This is a genomic window from Staphylococcus sp. HMSC62B09 (assembly GCF_001839115.1).
GTDB lineage: Bacteria > Bacillota > Bacilli > Staphylococcales > Staphylococcaceae > Staphylococcus > Staphylococcus haemolyticus.
Window position 1 is genome coordinate 1 of the sequence record NZ_KV840096.1, and the last position, 17910, is coordinate 17910.

Annotated in this window: 17 protein-coding genes; 4 read left to right on the forward strand and 13 right to left on the reverse strand. The window is 33.6% G+C overall.

Features of this window, described 5'->3' with window-relative positions:
* Nucleotides 1-110 precede the first annotated feature (110 nt).
* The 3 genes from HMPREF3265_RS01720 to tadA form a co-directional block, all read right to left on the reverse strand.
* Complete coding sequence (locus tag HMPREF3265_RS01720; protein ID WP_070860918.1) at nucleotides 111-677, reverse strand: NADPH-dependent FMN reductase; 567 nt, start codon at nucleotides 675-677, stop codon at nucleotides 111-113.
* A 22-nt stretch (nucleotides 678-699) separates the two neighbouring features.
* Entirely contained in the window at nucleotides 700-1569 is an 870-nt protein-coding gene (locus tag HMPREF3265_RS01725) for a Cof-type HAD-IIB family hydrolase (protein ID WP_070860919.1), read from the reverse strand.
* Nucleotides 1570-1704: 135 nt separating this feature from the next.
* Nucleotides 1705-2178, reverse strand: a complete 474-nt coding sequence (tadA, locus tag HMPREF3265_RS01730) for a tRNA adenosine(34) deaminase TadA (protein WP_070860920.1) — start codon at nucleotides 2176-2178, stop codon at nucleotides 1705-1707.
* A 63-nt stretch (nucleotides 2179-2241) separates the two neighbouring features.
* On the opposite strand from tadA, the gene HMPREF3265_RS01735 reads away from it, so the two are divergent.
* Both HMPREF3265_RS01735 and HMPREF3265_RS01740 read left to right on the forward strand, forming a co-directional pair.
* A complete protein-coding gene (locus HMPREF3265_RS01735) occupies nucleotides 2242-2859 on the forward strand; it encodes a deoxynucleoside kinase (RefSeq protein ID WP_059748246.1) in 618 nt (205 codons plus the stop codon).
* Complete coding sequence (locus HMPREF3265_RS01740; protein ID WP_049395837.1) at nucleotides 2852-3514, forward strand: deoxynucleoside kinase; 663 nt, start codon at nucleotides 2852-2854, stop codon at nucleotides 3512-3514. The genes HMPREF3265_RS01735 and HMPREF3265_RS01740 overlap by 8 nt, the downstream gene beginning before the upstream one ends.
* 57 nt (nucleotides 3515-3571) lie before the next feature.
* Here the strand turns inward: HMPREF3265_RS01740 and HMPREF3265_RS01745 are convergent, their stop codons facing one another.
* The 5 genes from HMPREF3265_RS01745 to HMPREF3265_RS01765 form a co-directional block, all read right to left on the reverse strand.
* A complete protein-coding gene (locus tag HMPREF3265_RS01745) occupies nucleotides 3572-4273 on the reverse strand; it encodes an HAD family hydrolase (protein WP_049395836.1) in 702 nt (233 codons plus the stop codon).
* A gap of 99 nt (nucleotides 4274-4372) precedes the next feature.
* Complete coding sequence (locus HMPREF3265_RS01750) at nucleotides 4373-4792, reverse strand: GNAT family N-acetyltransferase (RefSeq protein WP_070839434.1); 420 nt, start codon at nucleotides 4790-4792, stop codon at nucleotides 4373-4375.
* A gap of 418 nt (nucleotides 4793-5210) precedes the next feature.
* Entirely contained in the window at nucleotides 5211-5513 is a 303-nt protein-coding gene (locus tag HMPREF3265_RS01755; protein ID WP_141764258.1) for a TrmB family transcriptional regulator, read from the reverse strand.
* Between the two features lie 110 nt (nucleotides 5514-5623).
* The gene (locus HMPREF3265_RS01760) at nucleotides 5624-6700 is read right to left on the reverse strand and encodes a branched-chain amino acid aminotransferase (RefSeq protein WP_070860921.1); all 1077 of its coding nucleotides are present in this window, start codon (nucleotides 6698-6700) and stop codon (nucleotides 5624-5626) included.
* A gap of 243 nt (nucleotides 6701-6943) precedes the next feature.
* Nucleotides 6944-7900, reverse strand: a complete 957-nt coding sequence (locus HMPREF3265_RS01765) for an L-threonine 3-dehydrogenase (RefSeq protein WP_033079552.1) — start codon at nucleotides 7898-7900, stop codon at nucleotides 6944-6946.
* Nucleotides 7901-8188: 288 nt separating this feature from the next.
* Between HMPREF3265_RS01765 and HMPREF3265_RS01770 the strand changes: the two genes are divergently transcribed.
* Nucleotides 8189-11092 carry a 5'-nucleotidase C-terminal domain-containing protein gene (locus HMPREF3265_RS01770; RefSeq protein WP_070860922.1) on the forward strand — a complete coding sequence of 968 codons (2904 nt, stop codon included), beginning with the start codon at nucleotides 8189-8191 and terminating at the stop codon, nucleotides 11090-11092.
* A 198-nt stretch (nucleotides 11093-11290) separates the two neighbouring features.
* On the opposite strand, the gene HMPREF3265_RS01775 is transcribed toward HMPREF3265_RS01770, so the two are convergent.
* The 4 genes from HMPREF3265_RS01775 to HMPREF3265_RS01790 all read right to left on the reverse strand — a co-directional run bounded on the left by HMPREF3265_RS01775 (nucleotide 11291) and on the right by HMPREF3265_RS01790 (nucleotide 15051).
* Nucleotides 11291-12250 carry an ornithine cyclodeaminase family protein gene (locus tag HMPREF3265_RS01775; protein WP_070860923.1) on the reverse strand — a complete coding sequence of 320 codons (960 nt, stop codon included), beginning with the start codon at nucleotides 12248-12250 and terminating at the stop codon, nucleotides 11291-11293.
* A 460-nt stretch (nucleotides 12251-12710) separates the two neighbouring features.
* A complete protein-coding gene (locus tag HMPREF3265_RS01780; protein WP_053025244.1) occupies nucleotides 12711-13130 on the reverse strand; it encodes an NUDIX hydrolase in 420 nt (139 codons plus the stop codon).
* Between the two features lie 11 nt (nucleotides 13131-13141).
* Nucleotides 13142-13648 carry a GNAT family N-acetyltransferase gene (locus HMPREF3265_RS01785; protein WP_070860924.1) on the reverse strand — a complete coding sequence of 169 codons (507 nt, stop codon included), beginning with the start codon at nucleotides 13646-13648 and terminating at the stop codon, nucleotides 13142-13144.
* A 212-nt stretch (nucleotides 13649-13860) separates the two neighbouring features.
* The gene (locus HMPREF3265_RS01790; RefSeq protein ID WP_070860925.1) at nucleotides 13861-15051 is read right to left on the reverse strand and encodes a glycine C-acetyltransferase; all 1191 of its coding nucleotides are present in this window, start codon (nucleotides 15049-15051) and stop codon (nucleotides 13861-13863) included.
* Between the two features lie 235 nt (nucleotides 15052-15286).
* Between HMPREF3265_RS01790 and HMPREF3265_RS01795 the strand changes: the two genes are divergently transcribed.
* Complete coding sequence (locus HMPREF3265_RS01795) at nucleotides 15287-16453, forward strand: M20 family metallopeptidase (protein WP_037552069.1); 1167 nt, start codon at nucleotides 15287-15289, stop codon at nucleotides 16451-16453.
* A gap of 207 nt (nucleotides 16454-16660) precedes the next feature.
* Here the strand turns inward: HMPREF3265_RS01795 and tuf are convergent, their stop codons facing one another.
* A complete protein-coding gene (gene tuf / locus HMPREF3265_RS01800; protein WP_037552072.1) occupies nucleotides 16661-17845 on the reverse strand; it encodes an elongation factor Tu in 1185 nt (394 codons plus the stop codon).
* Nucleotides 17846-17910 lie beyond the last annotated feature (65 nt).

Below are 17910 nucleotides of genomic sequence, written 5' to 3' on the forward strand. Positions count from 1 at the left end.
ATTTCAATAGAAATTGTCTTTTTTCACTTATCCAAGAACTTTATGTCCCGGACTCTTTAAATTAGTTTCTTCTATTATATTATATATGTGTTTTTTACAATTATTAAAATTTATTTTAAATGTTCATATGGACTATTATTTACAAATGATACAATTTGATCGACAAATAATTTCGCGCGTAATTGAAATTCTTCATCATTTAAATATAACGTACCGTCTTCTAATTTTGCATAATCTGAGTCATGTGTTGCAATTTGTGTAGGTACAGCAATACCTAATAAACTGCGAACAATGACTCGTAAATGTGATAGCGGCTCCGAACTTACAATTCCACCACTATTCCCTATTAAGCCCACTGGTTTCATTTTAACGTAATCCATATTGATATGATCCAAAGCGTTTTTTAAAATACCTGAATATGAGCCATGATAGTTTGGCGTACCTAAAATTAAGAAATCTGCTTCCATTGCTTTGTCTTGGAACTCTTTTGTATTTGCCTTAATTTCCTCTGTTGAATGTGTTGTTCCTGAAAAATCAAGTTGATTTAATGGGCGTTCTGCTAAGTCATAAATATCAACATCTAAATCATGTGTATCAAACTGTCCCACTAAGTATTTAGCTAACGCATTTGTATGTGAGCCAACTTTGGCACTACCAACAATTATAAGTCCTTTCATTTCTACTATACACCTCTTAATATTAATTATTTTCTTCTTTCAATAACTTCATGATGGCTTTTCCAACACCACTATTTTCATTGGTATCAGTTACATATTTAGCAACTGCTTTAACTTCTGGCATAGCGTTTTCTACTGCGACCGGATAACCTACACGTTCTAGCATTGACACGTCATTCAAATTATCACCTAATGCCATAACGTCTTTTAAATCAATATTTAATTGGTTAGCAATAGACTCTAACGCGATTCCTTTTTGCGCGTCAGAATGTGTAATTTCAAGATTTCCGCGTGAAGATGATGAAATGGCTAAACTTGGAATAGCTGAAAGTTCTGCTCCAATGGCGTTTATTTTCTCTAAATCGGGATTAAAGGCTAACACTTTCATGATTAATTCTCCCGGGATATCTTCAATTTCTTCATAACTATTTACAACTTTTAATGTGCCATTATCTATACGCTTTTGAATGCCGTTTTTAATCTTTTCAACATCCGCTTCTTGTCCTGCTTGTTTAGCAATATCTAAATATATATCTAAATCTTTAGTAGGATCTTCTGTATAAATCCCTCTATTAGTGTAAATTTGATAGTATACATCTTCATGGTTCAAGATGGATTTTATGCGTTCCACTAATTCATGATTTAAGTTAGAGGTACTCATAATATTAAACGATTCATCACGTACTTCTGCACCATTTAAACAAATGTATGGCACACTTAAATCTGTTTCAGCTACAGGTGTGTTCGCTTCATAAAATGCACGACCTGTCGCAATGGCAACTGTTATTCCTTGTGATTGTGCAAATTTAATCGCATCAACATTTTCTTTTGAAATTTCATGTGCAGCATTTAACAATGTGCCATCCATATCTGTTGCTATTAATTTAATCATACAGTTACCTCGTTTCATTCTCTTAATTAATTGCTATTTATCTTAAAAAAACATCTTAAAGTTAAAATTTAAAATCTCAACTTGAACACTTAATTCACGTGTATTATTTTAACAAATATAGCTCAATTTGTACGCTTACTTGTTCGTTTTAGACTTCTTTAATCGTAATTCACGGAAGAAGTTTCGTAATAAATCACCACATTCTTGCTCAAGTACGCCTTTAACAATTTCAGCTCTATGATTAAATTGAGATTCTTCTAATAGATTCATCAAGCTACCACTACATCCACCTTTAGGATCAGTGGCGCCGTATACCACTTTAGGAATTCTACTCATTACAATGGCACCGGCACACATGACGCACGGTTCAAGTGTCACATATAATTTGCATTCTTCTAAACGCCAACTCCCAACTACTTTTGAAGCACGTTCAATAGCGATATGTTCTGCGTGAGCCGTAGGTAGCTGCGCAGTTTCTCTTAAGTTATGTGCGCTTGCTATGACTTCATTGTTTTTAACTATAATTGCGCCTATAGGAACTTCTCCAAGTTTTTGAGCTTTTTTAGCTTCTTCAATCGCTAATTTCATGTAATATTCATCATTTGCCATGTGTGTTATACCTCACTTATGATACAATACTCATTGTCTATTTTAACATTTGGAGATGTGATTATGAACAAACCATTTATCGCAATTGAAGGCCCAATTGGTGTAGGTAAATCTTCCCTAACTCATAAGCTTAGCCAGACATTAAATTACTATGAAGAAAAAGAAATAATTGATGAAAATCCATTTTTATCTGACTTCTACGATGATATTTCTAAATGGAGTTTTCAAACAGAAATGTTTTTCCTCTGTAATCGATATAAACAGGCAAAAGATATCGCTAAAATGACTCAAGGTGTTGTTAGCGATTATCATATTTATAAAAATAAAATTTTTGCTCGTAACACGTTGAGTAATAATGAATTTGATAAATTTGACCGCATTTTCGATATTTTAACTGAAGATCTTGAAATGCCTAACATGATTATTTTCTTAGATGCTGATTTGGAGGTTCTGAAACAAAGAATAGCTCAACGTAATCGTAGTTTTGAACATCATATTGAGGATAACTATTTATTGAATCTCAAAGAAGATTATTTAACATTTTATAATGCCATGAAAAGTGAAGGCGCGAATGTCGTCTTAATTAATACAAGTGAAATTGATTTTGTTAAAAATGACTCAGATTATCAATCAATTTTAGAAAAAATAAGACCTATGATAGGAGCAATTGAACATGAATAATTATAAAGTACCTCAAAACGCAATAATCACCATTGCTGGTACCGTTGGTGTTGGGAAATCGACATTGACACAGGCTTTAGCTGACAAATTGAATTTTAAAACCTCTTTTGAAAATGTTGATCATAATCCTTATCTAGATAAATTTTATGATGACTTTGAACGTTGGAGTTTCCACTTACAAATCTACTTTTTAGCAGAACGTTTTAAAGAACAAAAACGTATGTTTGAATATGGTGGTGGATTCATTCAAGATCGCTCTATTTATGAAGATGTTGATATTTTCGCGAAAATGCATGAAGAACAAGGTACTATGAATGAAGATGATTTTAAAACATATTCTGAATTGTTCAATGCAATGGTAATGACACCTTACTTCCCTAAACCTGATGTATTAATTTATCTTGAGTGCGACTACAATGAAGTAATTGAGCGTATCAAAGCACGTGGTCGTGATATGGAAATTAATACGGATCCTGAGTATTGGCAAAAGTTATTCAAACGTTATGATGACTGGATAAATAACTTTAATGCCTGTCCGGTCGTGCGCGTTAACATCAACGAATATGATATTCATGAAAACCTAGACTCTTTAGACCCAATTATTGATAAAATTGCTCATGTAATTAATACTTATCGCAAGGTAGATAATCGTTAACATAAACAAGCGCTACACATTTCAAACTCTTTGTGTAGCGTTTTTACATTTTTTACCTTATTTGTTTTCAATATATTGTTTTAAGACTTCGGGCACACTCACAGCTGTCTCTATTATCACATCAGCATCTACTAACTCTTCTTTTTTAGCTATACCAGTAAGCACACCAATTGCTAAACCTAATTCAGCATTAACCTTTGTTTTCATGTCGTTATTAGTATCTCCTACTATAACTACATCTTCAGGTTTGACATCATAAGAATCAAACAGTGGATTTAATACTGCTGGATTTGGCTTTTCCGCTGCATGTGATTCTGTAGAGATAACTAAGTCGAAAGCGTCTTTAGAATTGGTATCTTCAAGAAATTGCAATACTCCTTTTCGTGAATCACTTGTAACAATTCCAATTTTATAGCCGTCTTTTTTTAAAGATTGAATCATATCATACACACCATCAATCCAGTTGTTCTCTGGCACACGTGTATCAACAAGTTCCTGGCTCGTATTACGTGTCCAAGTTGAGACATCTTTACCAACAACGTTATTAAAAGCTTTAATCATTTCATCTAGTGACCCTGAACCCATTACAGAATCAGGAACGATTGCATTATCAAGAACACCTAATTGTCGATGTGCAACTTCTTTATTAGCTACTGGGAATTCATCTAAAAGACTATCCACTAATCTTATACCAATTTTCTCCCAACTCTTATCAAATTCTATTAATGTCCCGTCTTTATCAAATAATATCCATTCCATTTTCATAACACTCCTGTGAATTATGATTATTAACTCTTCTATTGTAATACAAATTTTTATTTTAGACTCAATAGAATGATTTAATATTCCATCTACCAATTATTCAGTATATGTATCTGTTAGGCGTTTATCTTGATATATAACCATACCAGTTTTCAATTTTTTAAATCCAGCCTTTTGATAAAATTCTAAATTATCGATAGTTGAGATTAAATGGATACATGAAAGTGACCCTATTTCCTTAAGAATGTGTTTAAGCATATGCATACCAATTTGATTATTTTGAAAATCTTTATTAACAACTAAGTCATAAATAGCTGCATTGAATACACCATCTGATAATGCTCTAGCAAAACCAATGACTTTATTATCATAAATTGCTAAGACTACGTGCGTACTATTCTCGAAAATTTTTCGTATCTTATCTTTATCATGTTTTAACCAACCAACTGATTGATATGTTTCGTAAATTGAATCAATATAGCTTTCATCGAAATAAGTAATTAGTTTAAATTTCATTCAATCCCCCCCAATCATCTTTATATTTTATTATACAAACTTATTTAATATCTTTTAAGTTTCAAAAATACGCGAACCAATACCGTTTCATTTATCATTTGCCTACGTTGATTTAATTGAGCGAAATTTATGATTGTGTAATTTAAAAACCGATATAAATAATTCACCCCGAAAATTAGATTTTTAATCTAACACCGGGGTGATTTTTCATTATAAAAATAATTATTTAGGTTCACCGTGTACTAAAATGCTACTAATAAAGTCAATCGCTTTTTTTATGAAACCGAATACGTCTGTCATTTGATTCCACTCCTTCATTAATATTTAAATTACACTTTTATTGTAAGCACCTGAGGATAAATTTGGCGTTTATTGCGTAATTGCCCATTAACGATGCGTATTTGTATGTTTATATATTTCAATTTATATTGTTTTGCATAAAAAGCAATTCTTGTACGTAACTATCCTTCACCTCGTAAACAACAGGATTACTTTTTAACTTAATTAATTTGCTTTCATATTTTTTTATTACCTCATTAACTTTATTTCTTGAATATCCTGCGATATCTTTAACTCCTTTAAGAGTAATTCTAGAATATTTACTTCCCAAAATTTTATCTTGAAGTAATATAAAGAGAACATCTGAATCATATTTATTCAATTCTTGTTGATCAAGTGCCATTGCAAGTCTTTTAATGATTTCTGTATTATTTTCAAACATTTCTATCTATTTCTAATAATAAATCAGCAATCTTATATTTAAAACTTCGCAATAAAACAAAAAAACTAGAAACCTCAATTCCTCAGGATTTCTAGTTCTTTAAACTTACCTTATTTATATTCTGGGACAACTACACGCCAACCATGTGTATCTTCTAATTTACCACTTTGGATACCAGTATATGTGTCGTATAATTTTTTAGTGATTTCTCCTGGCTCGTTATTGTTAATAACGATTTCTCTATCTTCATACTTTAATGTACCGACTGGAGAAATAACTGCTGCTGTACCTGAACCGAATACTTCAGTTAATTCACCTTTGTCGTAAGCTTCAAATAATTCATCGATTGACACTTTACGTTCTTCAACCTCATAGCCTAACTCTTTAGCTAATTCAATGATTGATTTACGTGTAATACCTGGTAAGATACTTCCATTTAAGGCAGGTGTAACTAATTTACCATTTTCAACGAAGAAGATATTCATACTACCAACTTCTTCAACATATTTTTGTTCTACACCGTCTAACCATAATACTTGATCATAGCCTAAATTATTAGCATTTGTTTGTGCTAATAAGCTTGCAGCATAGTTACCTGCTACTTTAGCGAATCCTACACCACCACGTACGGCACGAACATATTCATCTTCAACGTAAATTTTAGTTGTTTTTAAAGTGTCTCCGCCATAATACGCGCCTGATGGAGATAAAATAATTAATAATTTGTATTGATGAGATGCTCTTACTCCTAAAATGCCTTCAGTCGCAAATACAAACGGACGGATATATAATGATTGTCCTTCTCCCTCAGGTACCCAATCACGTTCAACGTCTACTAATTGTTTTAAACCTTCTAATAATAATTCTTCATCTACTTTAGGCATTTCTAATCGTGCTAATGAATCATTAATACGTTTGAAGTTTTGGTCTGGTCTAAATAATACAACTTCTCCTTCATGTTTGTATGCTTTTAAACCTTCAAATACCGCTTGTCCATAGTGAAGACCTTGTGCAGCTGGTGAAACTTCAAATGGTGCGTAAGGAACAATTTTTAAATCATGCCAACCTTTATCTACATCATAATCAAAACTTAACATATAATCTGTAAAGTATTGACCGAACCCTAAATTACCTTCTGGTTTTTCTTTAAGCGAGTCGCGTTGTTCAAATTTAACTTTTTCTGACATGATGAAAGCCTCCTAAATAAATCTTAGTTAGTAATAGTATATTAAATTATAGCAATCTCGTAATGTTGATTCAATGAATTTTCTAAAAATTCAAACTAAATACTAAATGTAAACCCTTTCTTTAAAAATAACATACTTTAGTAAATTTTTAATGGCCGTTACTAACTAATTTCGGATAAAAAAGAAAACCTCAAACATTTCGTCTGAGGTTCTGTGTTATATGACTTGTATGACAGTCAAACTTTATTTATTTTGTTCTTTTTCTTCAATTGCTTTTAACATTAATTCAGTCATACCAGCTAAATCGTATTTAGGGTTAAAGCCCCACTCTTTACGAGAATAACTTGTATCAATATTATCTGGCCAGCTATCAGCAATTGCTTGACGTACTGGATCTACTTCATAATCTAATGCGAAGTCAGGATAATGTTTTTGGATTTCAGCTTTAATTTGCTCAGGTTCAAAACTCATAGCACTTAAGTTATAGCCATTACGTGTTACAAGTTTGTCGCTATCTGCTTCCATTAATTTAATAATTGCATCAATTGCATCATCCATATACATCATATCCATGTATGTGTCTTTAGCAATATAGCTTGTGTAACGACCTTTTCTAACCGCTTCAAAATAAATTTCAACAGCATAATCAGTAGTACCGCCACCTGGTTCTTTAACATGAGAGATAAGTCCTGGGAATCTCACACTACGCGTATCGACACCAAATTTTGTGAAATAGTATTGGCATAATAACTCACCTGCAACTTTGTTCACACCATACATTGTAGTAGGTTGTTGAATTGTATTTTGTGGTGTATCTTTCTTAGGCGTTGAATCACCAAATGCACCAATTGAACTTGGTGTGAAGAAATGTAATTCATACGTTCTAGCTGTTTCTAATGCGTTCATTAGACCGCCCATATTTAAATCCCATGCTAATAAAGGATTTTTCTCTGCAGTCGCTGATAATAATGCAGCCATATGCATTAACGTATCTGCTTTAAAGTTCTCAACGATTGCCATCATAGCTTCACGATTTGTAACATCTAATACTTCAAACGGACCATTGTTAACTGGTGAATCTTCTTCCGGCTCTCTAATATCCGTAGCTAATACATTGTCATTTCCGTAAATTTCTCTGCATTTTAATACCAACTCAGTACCAATTTGACCAAGTGCTCCTGTAATTACGATTCTTTCCATAAATAAAAAACTCCCTTTGTGTGTTTACCACGAATTATTGTCCTTTTAGGGTGTACATAATCCCTATTTACATGTTTATTATAATATAAAAGCGCTTTCTTGTATACTCACAAAGTACACTCTTTTAAATTCATTTTATTTTTGAAAAGTCAGAGATACATACTCTTCATAACGTTATATTTATTAATTGTTTTTAAAATTATTGTAAATAATTTAATGAGTAAGCTTAAGGCTTTGCGACTTATGCTAATATGAGAATGTAAATTTCATCTAATAAAGGAGGCAAATATGAAGCGATATCTTATTCCACTTTTAGTTTTATGTTTTATCGTATTTGGTATTACAACTGGTACCTCTTATGCAGCTGAATCACAGGCAACACAAGCTACTAACACAACAGCTACCGCAGAAGTACCACAATCTGCTTCAAAAGAAGCATTATCAGCTAACATTGAATCAACTAATAAACCTTTATCTCTTGAGTCAAACAACGTTTCACATAATTACCAAGCCACACCTTCGTCTGAAACAACTTCACATCTTAATTTTGAAACGTCTACAACACAAAACACTACTTCAGAGAAGCATAATAATTCATCTCAAGGTTCTGCCTTTTCACAAGAAAAAGCTACACCTGAACCTGCTACAAACGAAAATAATACATCTTCACAAGAAAAAGCATCGTCTGAATCCACTTCAAATGAAAATAATACATCGCAATCCCATGATACGGAGGTGAAACCTTCTCCTTCGACGTCGGAGCAAAGCAAGTCTAAGCAAGTAGAAACTACAAAAGAATCTACTTCCACTAAAGTTAAACAAACACCTCAAGAATCAACTCAACAACAGCAAAAGCGTAATGTTCCAGAATCACAACAATCTACACCTGCTTCAAAGCAAGTATCTAAAAATAGCAATACTACATCAGAACAAGCAGCACCTAAATCTCAACATGTGACTGTTAACAAAAGAATGGCAACTACTTCTGACAACACAAATGAACATACAATTTTACATACAAATGATATTCATGGCCGATTTGTAGAGGATGATGGGAGAGTCATCGGTATGGCTAAAGTAAAAGGTCTTAAAGACAAATATAATCCGGATTTAATGGTGGATTCAGGAGATGCTTTTCAAGGTTTACCTGTTTCTAACAATTCAAAGGGAGAAGAAATGGCCAAAGCTATGAATAGTGTTGGCTATGATGCAATGACTGTCGGAAACCATGAATTTGACTTTGGTTATGATCAATTACTTAAATTGCAGAAACAATTAAACTTCCCTATTGTTTCTTCTAATATCTACAAAAATGGTAAACGCGTATTTGATTCTTCAACTACAGTAACTAAAAACAATGTCCGTTATGGTATTGTAGGTGTCACGACACCTGAAACAAAAACTAAAACGTCGCCTACTGCTGTTGAAGGTATTGAATTTAAAGACCCATTAACTAGTGTCAAACAAGCCATGAATGAGATTAAAAACAATGTCGATGTATTCGTTATCTTATCGCACTTAGGTGTAGATAAATCGACGCAAAAAACTTGGCGTGGTGATTATTTAATTGATCAACTTACGAAAGACGCTTCATTTAAACAACCTATCTTCGTATTAGATGGTCACTCACATACCGTGATTGATAACGGTGAACATTATGGTACCAATAATCTACTCGCTCAAACTGGTACTGCACTAGCAAATGTAGGACGTGTGGATTTTACTTTTCAAAATCAAAAAGCGTCTGATATCAAAGCATCATTAATCAATGTAGCGGACGCCAAAGATATCACACCTGACTCACAAATTGATGCACAAACTAAAAAGGCAAATGACGACTTCTTAAAAGAAACATCAACAGTTGTTATACCTAATAATACAGTGACGTTAAATGGTGAACGTGCTCAAGCGCGCACGCAAGAAACAAACCTAGGTAACCTAATTACGGATGCTATGGAAGCATATGCCTCTAAGAATTTCTCACATCAACCTGATTTCGCAATCACTAACGGTGGTGGTATTCGAGCTTCAATTGAAAAAGGTGAGGTTACTGAAAATGACATCATAACAGTGTTACCATTCGGTAATTTAATTTCTCAAATTCAAGTGAAAGGTTCAGATGTTGAAAAAGCATTTGAACACAGTTTAAGTGCTGATACTGAAACTCATGACGGTAAGAAGGTCTTAGGTGCAAATGGAGGATTCTTACAAGTATCTGACTCACTCAGAGTGTATTATGATATCAATAAAGCATCTGGCCAACGCATTAATGCAATCAAGGTACTGAATAAAGAGAATGGAGAATATGAAGATCTAGATCCTAACCGTACTTACTATGTAACTACCAATGACTTCACAGCTAATCAAGGAGATGGCTATGATATGTTTGGTGGACAACGTGAGGAAGGCATTTCTTTAGATGCAGTTGTCGCTCAATATATTAAGAATACAGATTTAAATCAATACAATACCGAAGAACCTGTACGTATCATTAATGGTCTACCGGAAAGTAATGAACAACCAAATACTGGTAAAGAAGATAATGATAATAATCATTCAACTAATGGACAAGATAGCCAACAACAAACACCAGATTCAAACAATGATGACAAAGACAATACCGGTCATATTAATGATAATGATGACAATACTAAAGACGATAAACAAACTGATTCTTCTAATAAAGATAATGTCATTGAATTCCCTAATAAAGACCATCAAAAAGATAATGACAACGTAATTGAAATCCCAGCTAACAATAATCAAACTCATAATAGCACTGATGATAATATTGTCATTCCAAGCGCTACCGACAAGATGCATACTAACAACATAAAAGGAAATGCAATCGAACATCACCCTACTTCAAACTTAGTGAGTATTTCTAATAACAACAAAGGAACACGAGACCAATTGACTTGTTATGCAAGTCATTCACAACATTGTAAAGATGTCATTAAATTCCCAGTTCAAATGAATCCTAAAGATAATTTTTATAATGAGACACTAATAACTACTAATAGTAATGCTTCTAAAAATTCAAATCTTATGTTTACACAAGAACATGACGCCATCACATCATTACCAAATGCAGGTTTGAAAGATGGCAGTTTAGAACATGGTATCGCTATTATATTAGTAGTAGCAGGAACAGGATTAATTTACATCCGAACTCGTAAAAAATCAGCATAATTTCAAATTAAAAACCGTGTAGATGACAGTTAACAATATGTCATTTACACGGTTTATTCATAATTTTGAAAATGTGCAGATAAACACAGTAAGTTCTTTAATGTGAATACTTTAATTTTTAGTGGCCTGGCAGTCTATTTATTTAAGATTACATACTTACACTCGCAATTTCCTCACAATATTAAAGCTACTTCAACATTATACTTCTTTATTTGCTACTGCTTTTTTATAGAAATAATTAGCAACAACGATATCTACAATTGCTAACCCTACTGATTTAAATAGCGTTACTTCCTTATTATCTTCACGCCCTGAAACTTTACCGGCTACGATGTCCCCTAGTTCACCATGTAATGAATCTTTCGTTATAATTCCTTCTTCTTGAGGTACCTTTAAATCACCAGTTTCTTCCATCGCTGCTTCTACTGATTCAACGACAATTTTATTCGCTACTAACATAGACTCTGATGGTAATTCCTGCATATCTGGTTTAAATGAGCCTACTGCGTTTAAATGAACGCCGGGATGTAATGAATGTGAATATACCGGATGATTAGAATTTGTCGCAGTTACAACAACATCAGCCTCTTCCATCGCATCATCCGCTTCTTCAAAGACTTTTGTCGATACATTATAATTATTAGCTACTTTTTGAGCTAAACGTTCTGCATTTTCCTTAGTACGACTCGAAAAGTGAATTGTATCGATATTTCTAACTGCCATTACTGCAGCAATTAGTCCTTGTGCTTGATCACCAGAACCAATAACACATAGTGTTTTAGCATCTTCACGTGCCAAGTATTTAGTTGCTACTCCAGAGATAGCACCTGTACGAATCTTAGTTAAATAACTACCATCTAATACAGCTAATGTTTCCCCAGTTTCATAATCACTTAATAACACTGATCCTGTAATTGTCTTTTTGCCTTTTTTAGGATTATCTGGCGCAAATGTAACTGTTTTAATACCAACCACTTTAAGATCATCAGATAATGCTGGCATAACTAAATATCTATTACCTTCATTAAACGGTAAGACATACCTTAACGGTGTGTCTGTCTTCCCTCCTGAAAATGCCTTTAATGAATTCGCAACTTCATCAATGACTTCTTTCATGTCTAATAATGATTGCTGGTCTTGTTCATTCAAAACTAACATGTCTGATACCTCCACTTTATATTTAATATCTTTTTATCTTTTACCCGTCAAAACACCAAATTGTCATTGTTAAATGGCATTATCAATACCATTATTTCAAAAATGTATATATGTTAAGTTAATTTGATTAAAGTATTAATTTAGTATTGTGCTTATATGTTAATGGTGCTATCTTATTACTATAAATAAAAGGCTTGCACAGAAGTGTAGCCTTGAGATTTCATGCTTATTATGAAACTATTTATAAACTTTTGACGCCTAGAGTGGCACGACGAAATCGTTGTGCCACTCTAATTTGCATTATTCATTAATCTTTTAAATTTTTTAGCTAGATTTCACTCTTAAATGTACTAAAAATTTTGATGTGCTTGATTTAAGTGTCTTTTCAGTTGAGTTAGCTTCTGCAAATGTACTCTGAATGATTAAAATATTATATTTGGCCCATCCTCTTTTTCACATTTCAATCCACGAAACCCTCATCATAATAAGTAGCCTTATTATTTAAAAACGCATTCAAACTATGATGATAATAGATTAACTTTTCATCAGCTTCTGGAATCGAGAACCAACCTAATGTCGAAATTTCATCTTTCATTTGTATGTCTGTTGTATAATCTTGAACCTGTGCTTTGAACATGAAAAAAAGTGTATGAACATTCATTTGTGTCGATTTACCCTCATTAACACTTACTATGTCGTTAACTTCAACTAATAATCCTGTTTCTTCTCTAACTTCCCGATTTAGCGCTTCAACTAAAGTTTCACCGTATTCAACTTTGCCACCTGGTAATGACCATCCGCCACCATCTGTATTATGAACTAATAACACGTTCCCTTCTTCATTTTGTATCAATGCATATACTACTTTTAAATCCTTCATTCATCTAACCTTCATTCATTAGGAATTTCAAATCGACTGACCAAATTTCCATTCTTTTTAACGTAAGATTCAATTTCATAACCCCCACTATGTTTGATCACTTTTTGAGAGGCAACGTTTTTGGGATTTGTAGTCATTAACACTTTATCTACGCCTATTTCTTTTAGAAAAGCTTTAGCCTCTTTCAGCATCAACGAAGCAATACCTTGTCCTCTACGTGACTTACACACTCCGTAACCTACATGACCACCTATATTTACTAAGCGTTGATTCAAGTAATGACGAATATCGACTGCACCAACAATCACCTCATCCTCGAAACAAAATAATGTTGTCGTCGGTACCCAGTCGTCATCAACTTCAGTACTATTTAGATGGTCTACCATACTCTCAAATGATTCATACCTTGACATGTCTGTGTTTGAAGGCACTATTGGTTCATCATTCACATACCATTCTTGGAGGTACTTCGTTAAAGCATCTTTATCTGCATAGCTCAATTGTCTTAAACGTAACACGAGTATCCCTCCTTCTGCACTATAAGCTTATATTGTTTTAGTTTCTCACTTCATATTTTAAAATTATTTGTTATAAATCAATTTTACCAAAATACTAATCTGTTCCTCACATAAAAACAAAGCATAAATTTCAAAATCAGCTTTTTGTCACAATAAAAAGACTGGGACAATGAATATCATCCCAGTCTAAAAATTCTATCTTCTATTTTAATTTATTTAATAGTACCTAATTCTTTACCAACTTTTTCATAAGCAGCAATTGCTTTATCTAACATTTCTTGTGTATGTGCTGCTGTAGGCATGTTTCTTACACGACCTGTACCACGAGGTACTGTTGGGAATACGATAGATTTTACATACACGCCTTCATCTTTAAGACGTTTACTAAATTCTTGAGTTTCTTTTTCATCACCAATAATAACTGGTGTAATTGGTGTTTCTGATTCACCAGTATTGAATCCAAGTTTTTCTAAGCCATCTTTTAAATATTTAGCGTTATCCCATAATTGATCGTGTAATTCAGTAGAAGCCATTAATTTTTTCACAGCTTCTGTAATTGCTTTTGTATCTCCAGGTGCTAAAGAAGTTGAAAATAAGAATGGACGTGATTGAGCTTTTAACCAATCAATTAATTCTTTAGTTCCTGCTACGTAACCGCCAACTACACCGATAGCTTTAGAAAGTGTACCGATTTGGAAGTCAATTTTATCTTGTAGGCCAAAATGTTTAACTGTACCTGCACCTTTACCCATAACGCCTGAACCATGTGCATCATCAACATAAGTAATTAAACCGAATTCTTCAGCAATTTCAACGATTTCTGGTAATTTAGCAACATCTCCATCCATACTGAATACACCATCAGTAATGTACATTACTTTATTATATTGACCAGATTCTACAGCTTCTTTTGCTTTAGCTCTTAAGTCATCCATATCAGAGTGGTTAACACGGATGATTTTAGCTTTAGATAGACGACAACCATCAATAATTGAAGCATGGTTTAATTCATCTGAAAGAATCGCATCGTTTTTGTTCATTACTGCTGAAATAGCTGCCATGTTACAGTTGAAACCTGATTGATAAGCGATAGCTGCTTCAGTACCTTTGAATTTAGCTAAAGTATCTTCTAATTCATCGTGTAGGTCTAATGTACCGTTGATTGAACGTACGGCACCAGCACCAACACCGTGTGAATCGATAGCATGTTTAGCAGCAGATTTTAAATCTTCATTTGTCGCTAGTCCTAAGTAGTTGTTTGATGATAAGTTAATATATTGTTTCCCATTGATTGTGATTTCTGGACCATTAGCACCTTCGATAGAATCGATTTCGTTATATAATCCATTATCTTTTAAATATTGAATATTTTCTTCTAAGAAATTGTGTAGTGATTGAACCATATTCATATCCCCTTTGTATTTTTTATATCAACATAATCATAACTGATTTTCCTTCAACATGAAAGCACTATCATTCCAATAAATTCAATATATTGCATATTCTTCACCTCATGTACAATTGTTCATACAACATGTAATTTTCACTTCATTTTTCAAAAAATAAATAATTAAACTATTGAGTTGTATTAGAATTTGGTATACTAAAATTCACAATAATTAGGAAGAAGTGGTTAATGTGTTAGATTGGTTTCAATTAGCCAGTAATAAGGAAAATAGAATGATACAGATGCGCCGATATATGCATCAATATCCTGAACCTTCTTTCGAGGAAACTTGGACGCATAATTATATTCTAAATCAGCTCAGTCATCTTGATTGCGAGATCGAATCACCTATTGGGCGTAATGGTATTAAAGCAACGTTTAAAGGAAAAGAAAATGGCCCTACTGTGGCCTTTCGCGCTGACTTTGATGCTTTGCCGGTACAAGAACTTAACGATGTACCCTATAAATCTAAAAATGATGGATTAATGCATGCATGTGGTCATGACGGACATACAGCAATTTTATTAGGTGTCGCTGAAATTGTGCATGAACATCGTCATTTATTAAAAGGAAATGTGGTCTTTATCTTCCAATATGGTGAGGAAATTATGCCTGGTGGTTCTCAAGAAATGATTGATGATGGTTGCTTAAATGGTGTAGACAAAATTTATGGTACACATTTATGGAGTGGTTATCGTACTGGTACAATATATTCAAGACCTGGTGCTATTATGGCATCACCAGATGAGTTCTCAGTTACAATTAAAGGTAAAGGTGGACATGGTGCTAAGCCACATGAAACCATTGACCCTATCGTCATCATGGCAGAGTTTATCCTAAGTGCGCAAAAGATCATCTCTAGAACAATTGATCCTGTAAAAGAAGCAGTGCTCACATTCGGAATGATTCAAGCAGGATCATCGGATAGTGTTATTCCTGATAGTGCCTTTTGTAAAGGAACTGTGCGAACATTCGACACAGAACTTCAAACTCATATACACAATAAAATGGATAAGTTATTACAAGGACTTGCGTTAGCAAACGACATAACTTATGACTTGGAATACATTCGTGGTTATTTACCTGTACATAATCATGTAAATGCATATGAAGTTGTTAAACAAGCAGCGAATGATTTGCATTTACGTTTTAATGAATCTGAATTAATGATGATTGGTGAGGATTTCTCTCACTATTTAAAAGTACGTCCAGGTGCTTTTTTCTTAACTGGCTGTGGTAATCCAGACAAAGGCATAACAGCGCCACATCATAACCCTCACTTTGACATCGATGAGTCTGCATTTAAGTATGCAGCTAGTGAGTTTTTAAAAATTTTAGAAATTGAACAAGTATTTTAAAATTGAATAAATTTATTTAGATTCTGTATGTCTATGATTACTTTTATATTGAGTTGATCATAGGCATTTTTTATTATTATTAAAAATGAGATTGAAAAAGCATAATCTGAAAACTAGAAATAAGATTAAAATGTAAATATGACATTTACAAAAATAAAAAAAGACTCCCAATAGGGAGTCTCATTAAGAAATAAGGAATAATTAAAATTATTCGAAGATTTCAGTTACAACGCCTGATCCTACAGTACGTCCACCTTCACGGATTGAGAAACGAGTACCGTCTTCAATCGCGATAGGAGCGATTAATTCTACTGTCATTTCAACGTTGTCGCCAGGCATAACCATTTCTGTACCTTCTGGTAAGTTAACAACACCAGTTACGTCAGTAGTACGGAAATAGAATTGTGGACGATAGTTTGTGAAGAATGGAGTGTGACGTCCACCTTCGTCTTTAGATAAAACGTATACGTCTGCTTTGAATTTTGTGTGAGGTGTGATTGAACCTGGAGCAGCTAATACTTGACCACGTTGTACGTCTTCACGAGCAACACCACGTAATAATGCACCGATGTTGTCACCAGCTTCAGCGTAGTCTAATAATTTACGGAACATTTCTACACCAGTAACAGTTGTTTTAGAAGTGTCATGGATACCAATGATTTCAACTTCTTCACCAACTTTGATTTGACCACGTTCAACACGGCCTGTAGCAACAGTACCACGACCAGTGATTGAGAATACGTCCTCAACTGGCATCATGAATGGTTTGTCAGAATCACGTTCTGGAGTTGGAATGTAATCATCAACTGCTTGCATTAATTCTAAGATTTTTTCTTCGTATTGAGCATCGCCTTCTAAAGCTTTTAATGCTGAACCAGCGATTACAGGTACATCGTCACCTGGGAAGTCGTATTCAGATAATAAGTCACGTACTTCCATTTCAACTAATTCTAATAATTCTTCATCGTCAACCATGTCAACTTTGTTTAAGAATACTACTAATGCCGGCACACCAACGTTACGTGATAAAAGAATGTGTTCACGAGTTTGTGGCATTGGACCGTCAGCAGCAGATACTACTAAGATACCGCCGTCCATTTGAGCAGCACCAGTGATCATGTTTTTAACATAGTCAGCGTGTCCTGGGCAGTCAACGTGAGCATAGTGACGTTTGTCAGTTTGATACTCGATGTGTGCAGTATTGATTGTGATACCACGTTCTTTTTCTTCTGGAGCGTTGTCAATCATGTCATATGATTGTGCTACAGTGTCACCATTTTTAGCTAATACAGTTGCGATAGCAGCTGTTAAAGTAGTTTTACCATGGTCAACGTGACCGATAGTACCAATATTGGCATGTTCTTTTGAGCGATCAAATTTTTCTTTTGCCATTATTAAATCTCTCCTATTCTAGTAAAAGTTATTTCAATATTATCTCTCATGATAGTTTCTCACCA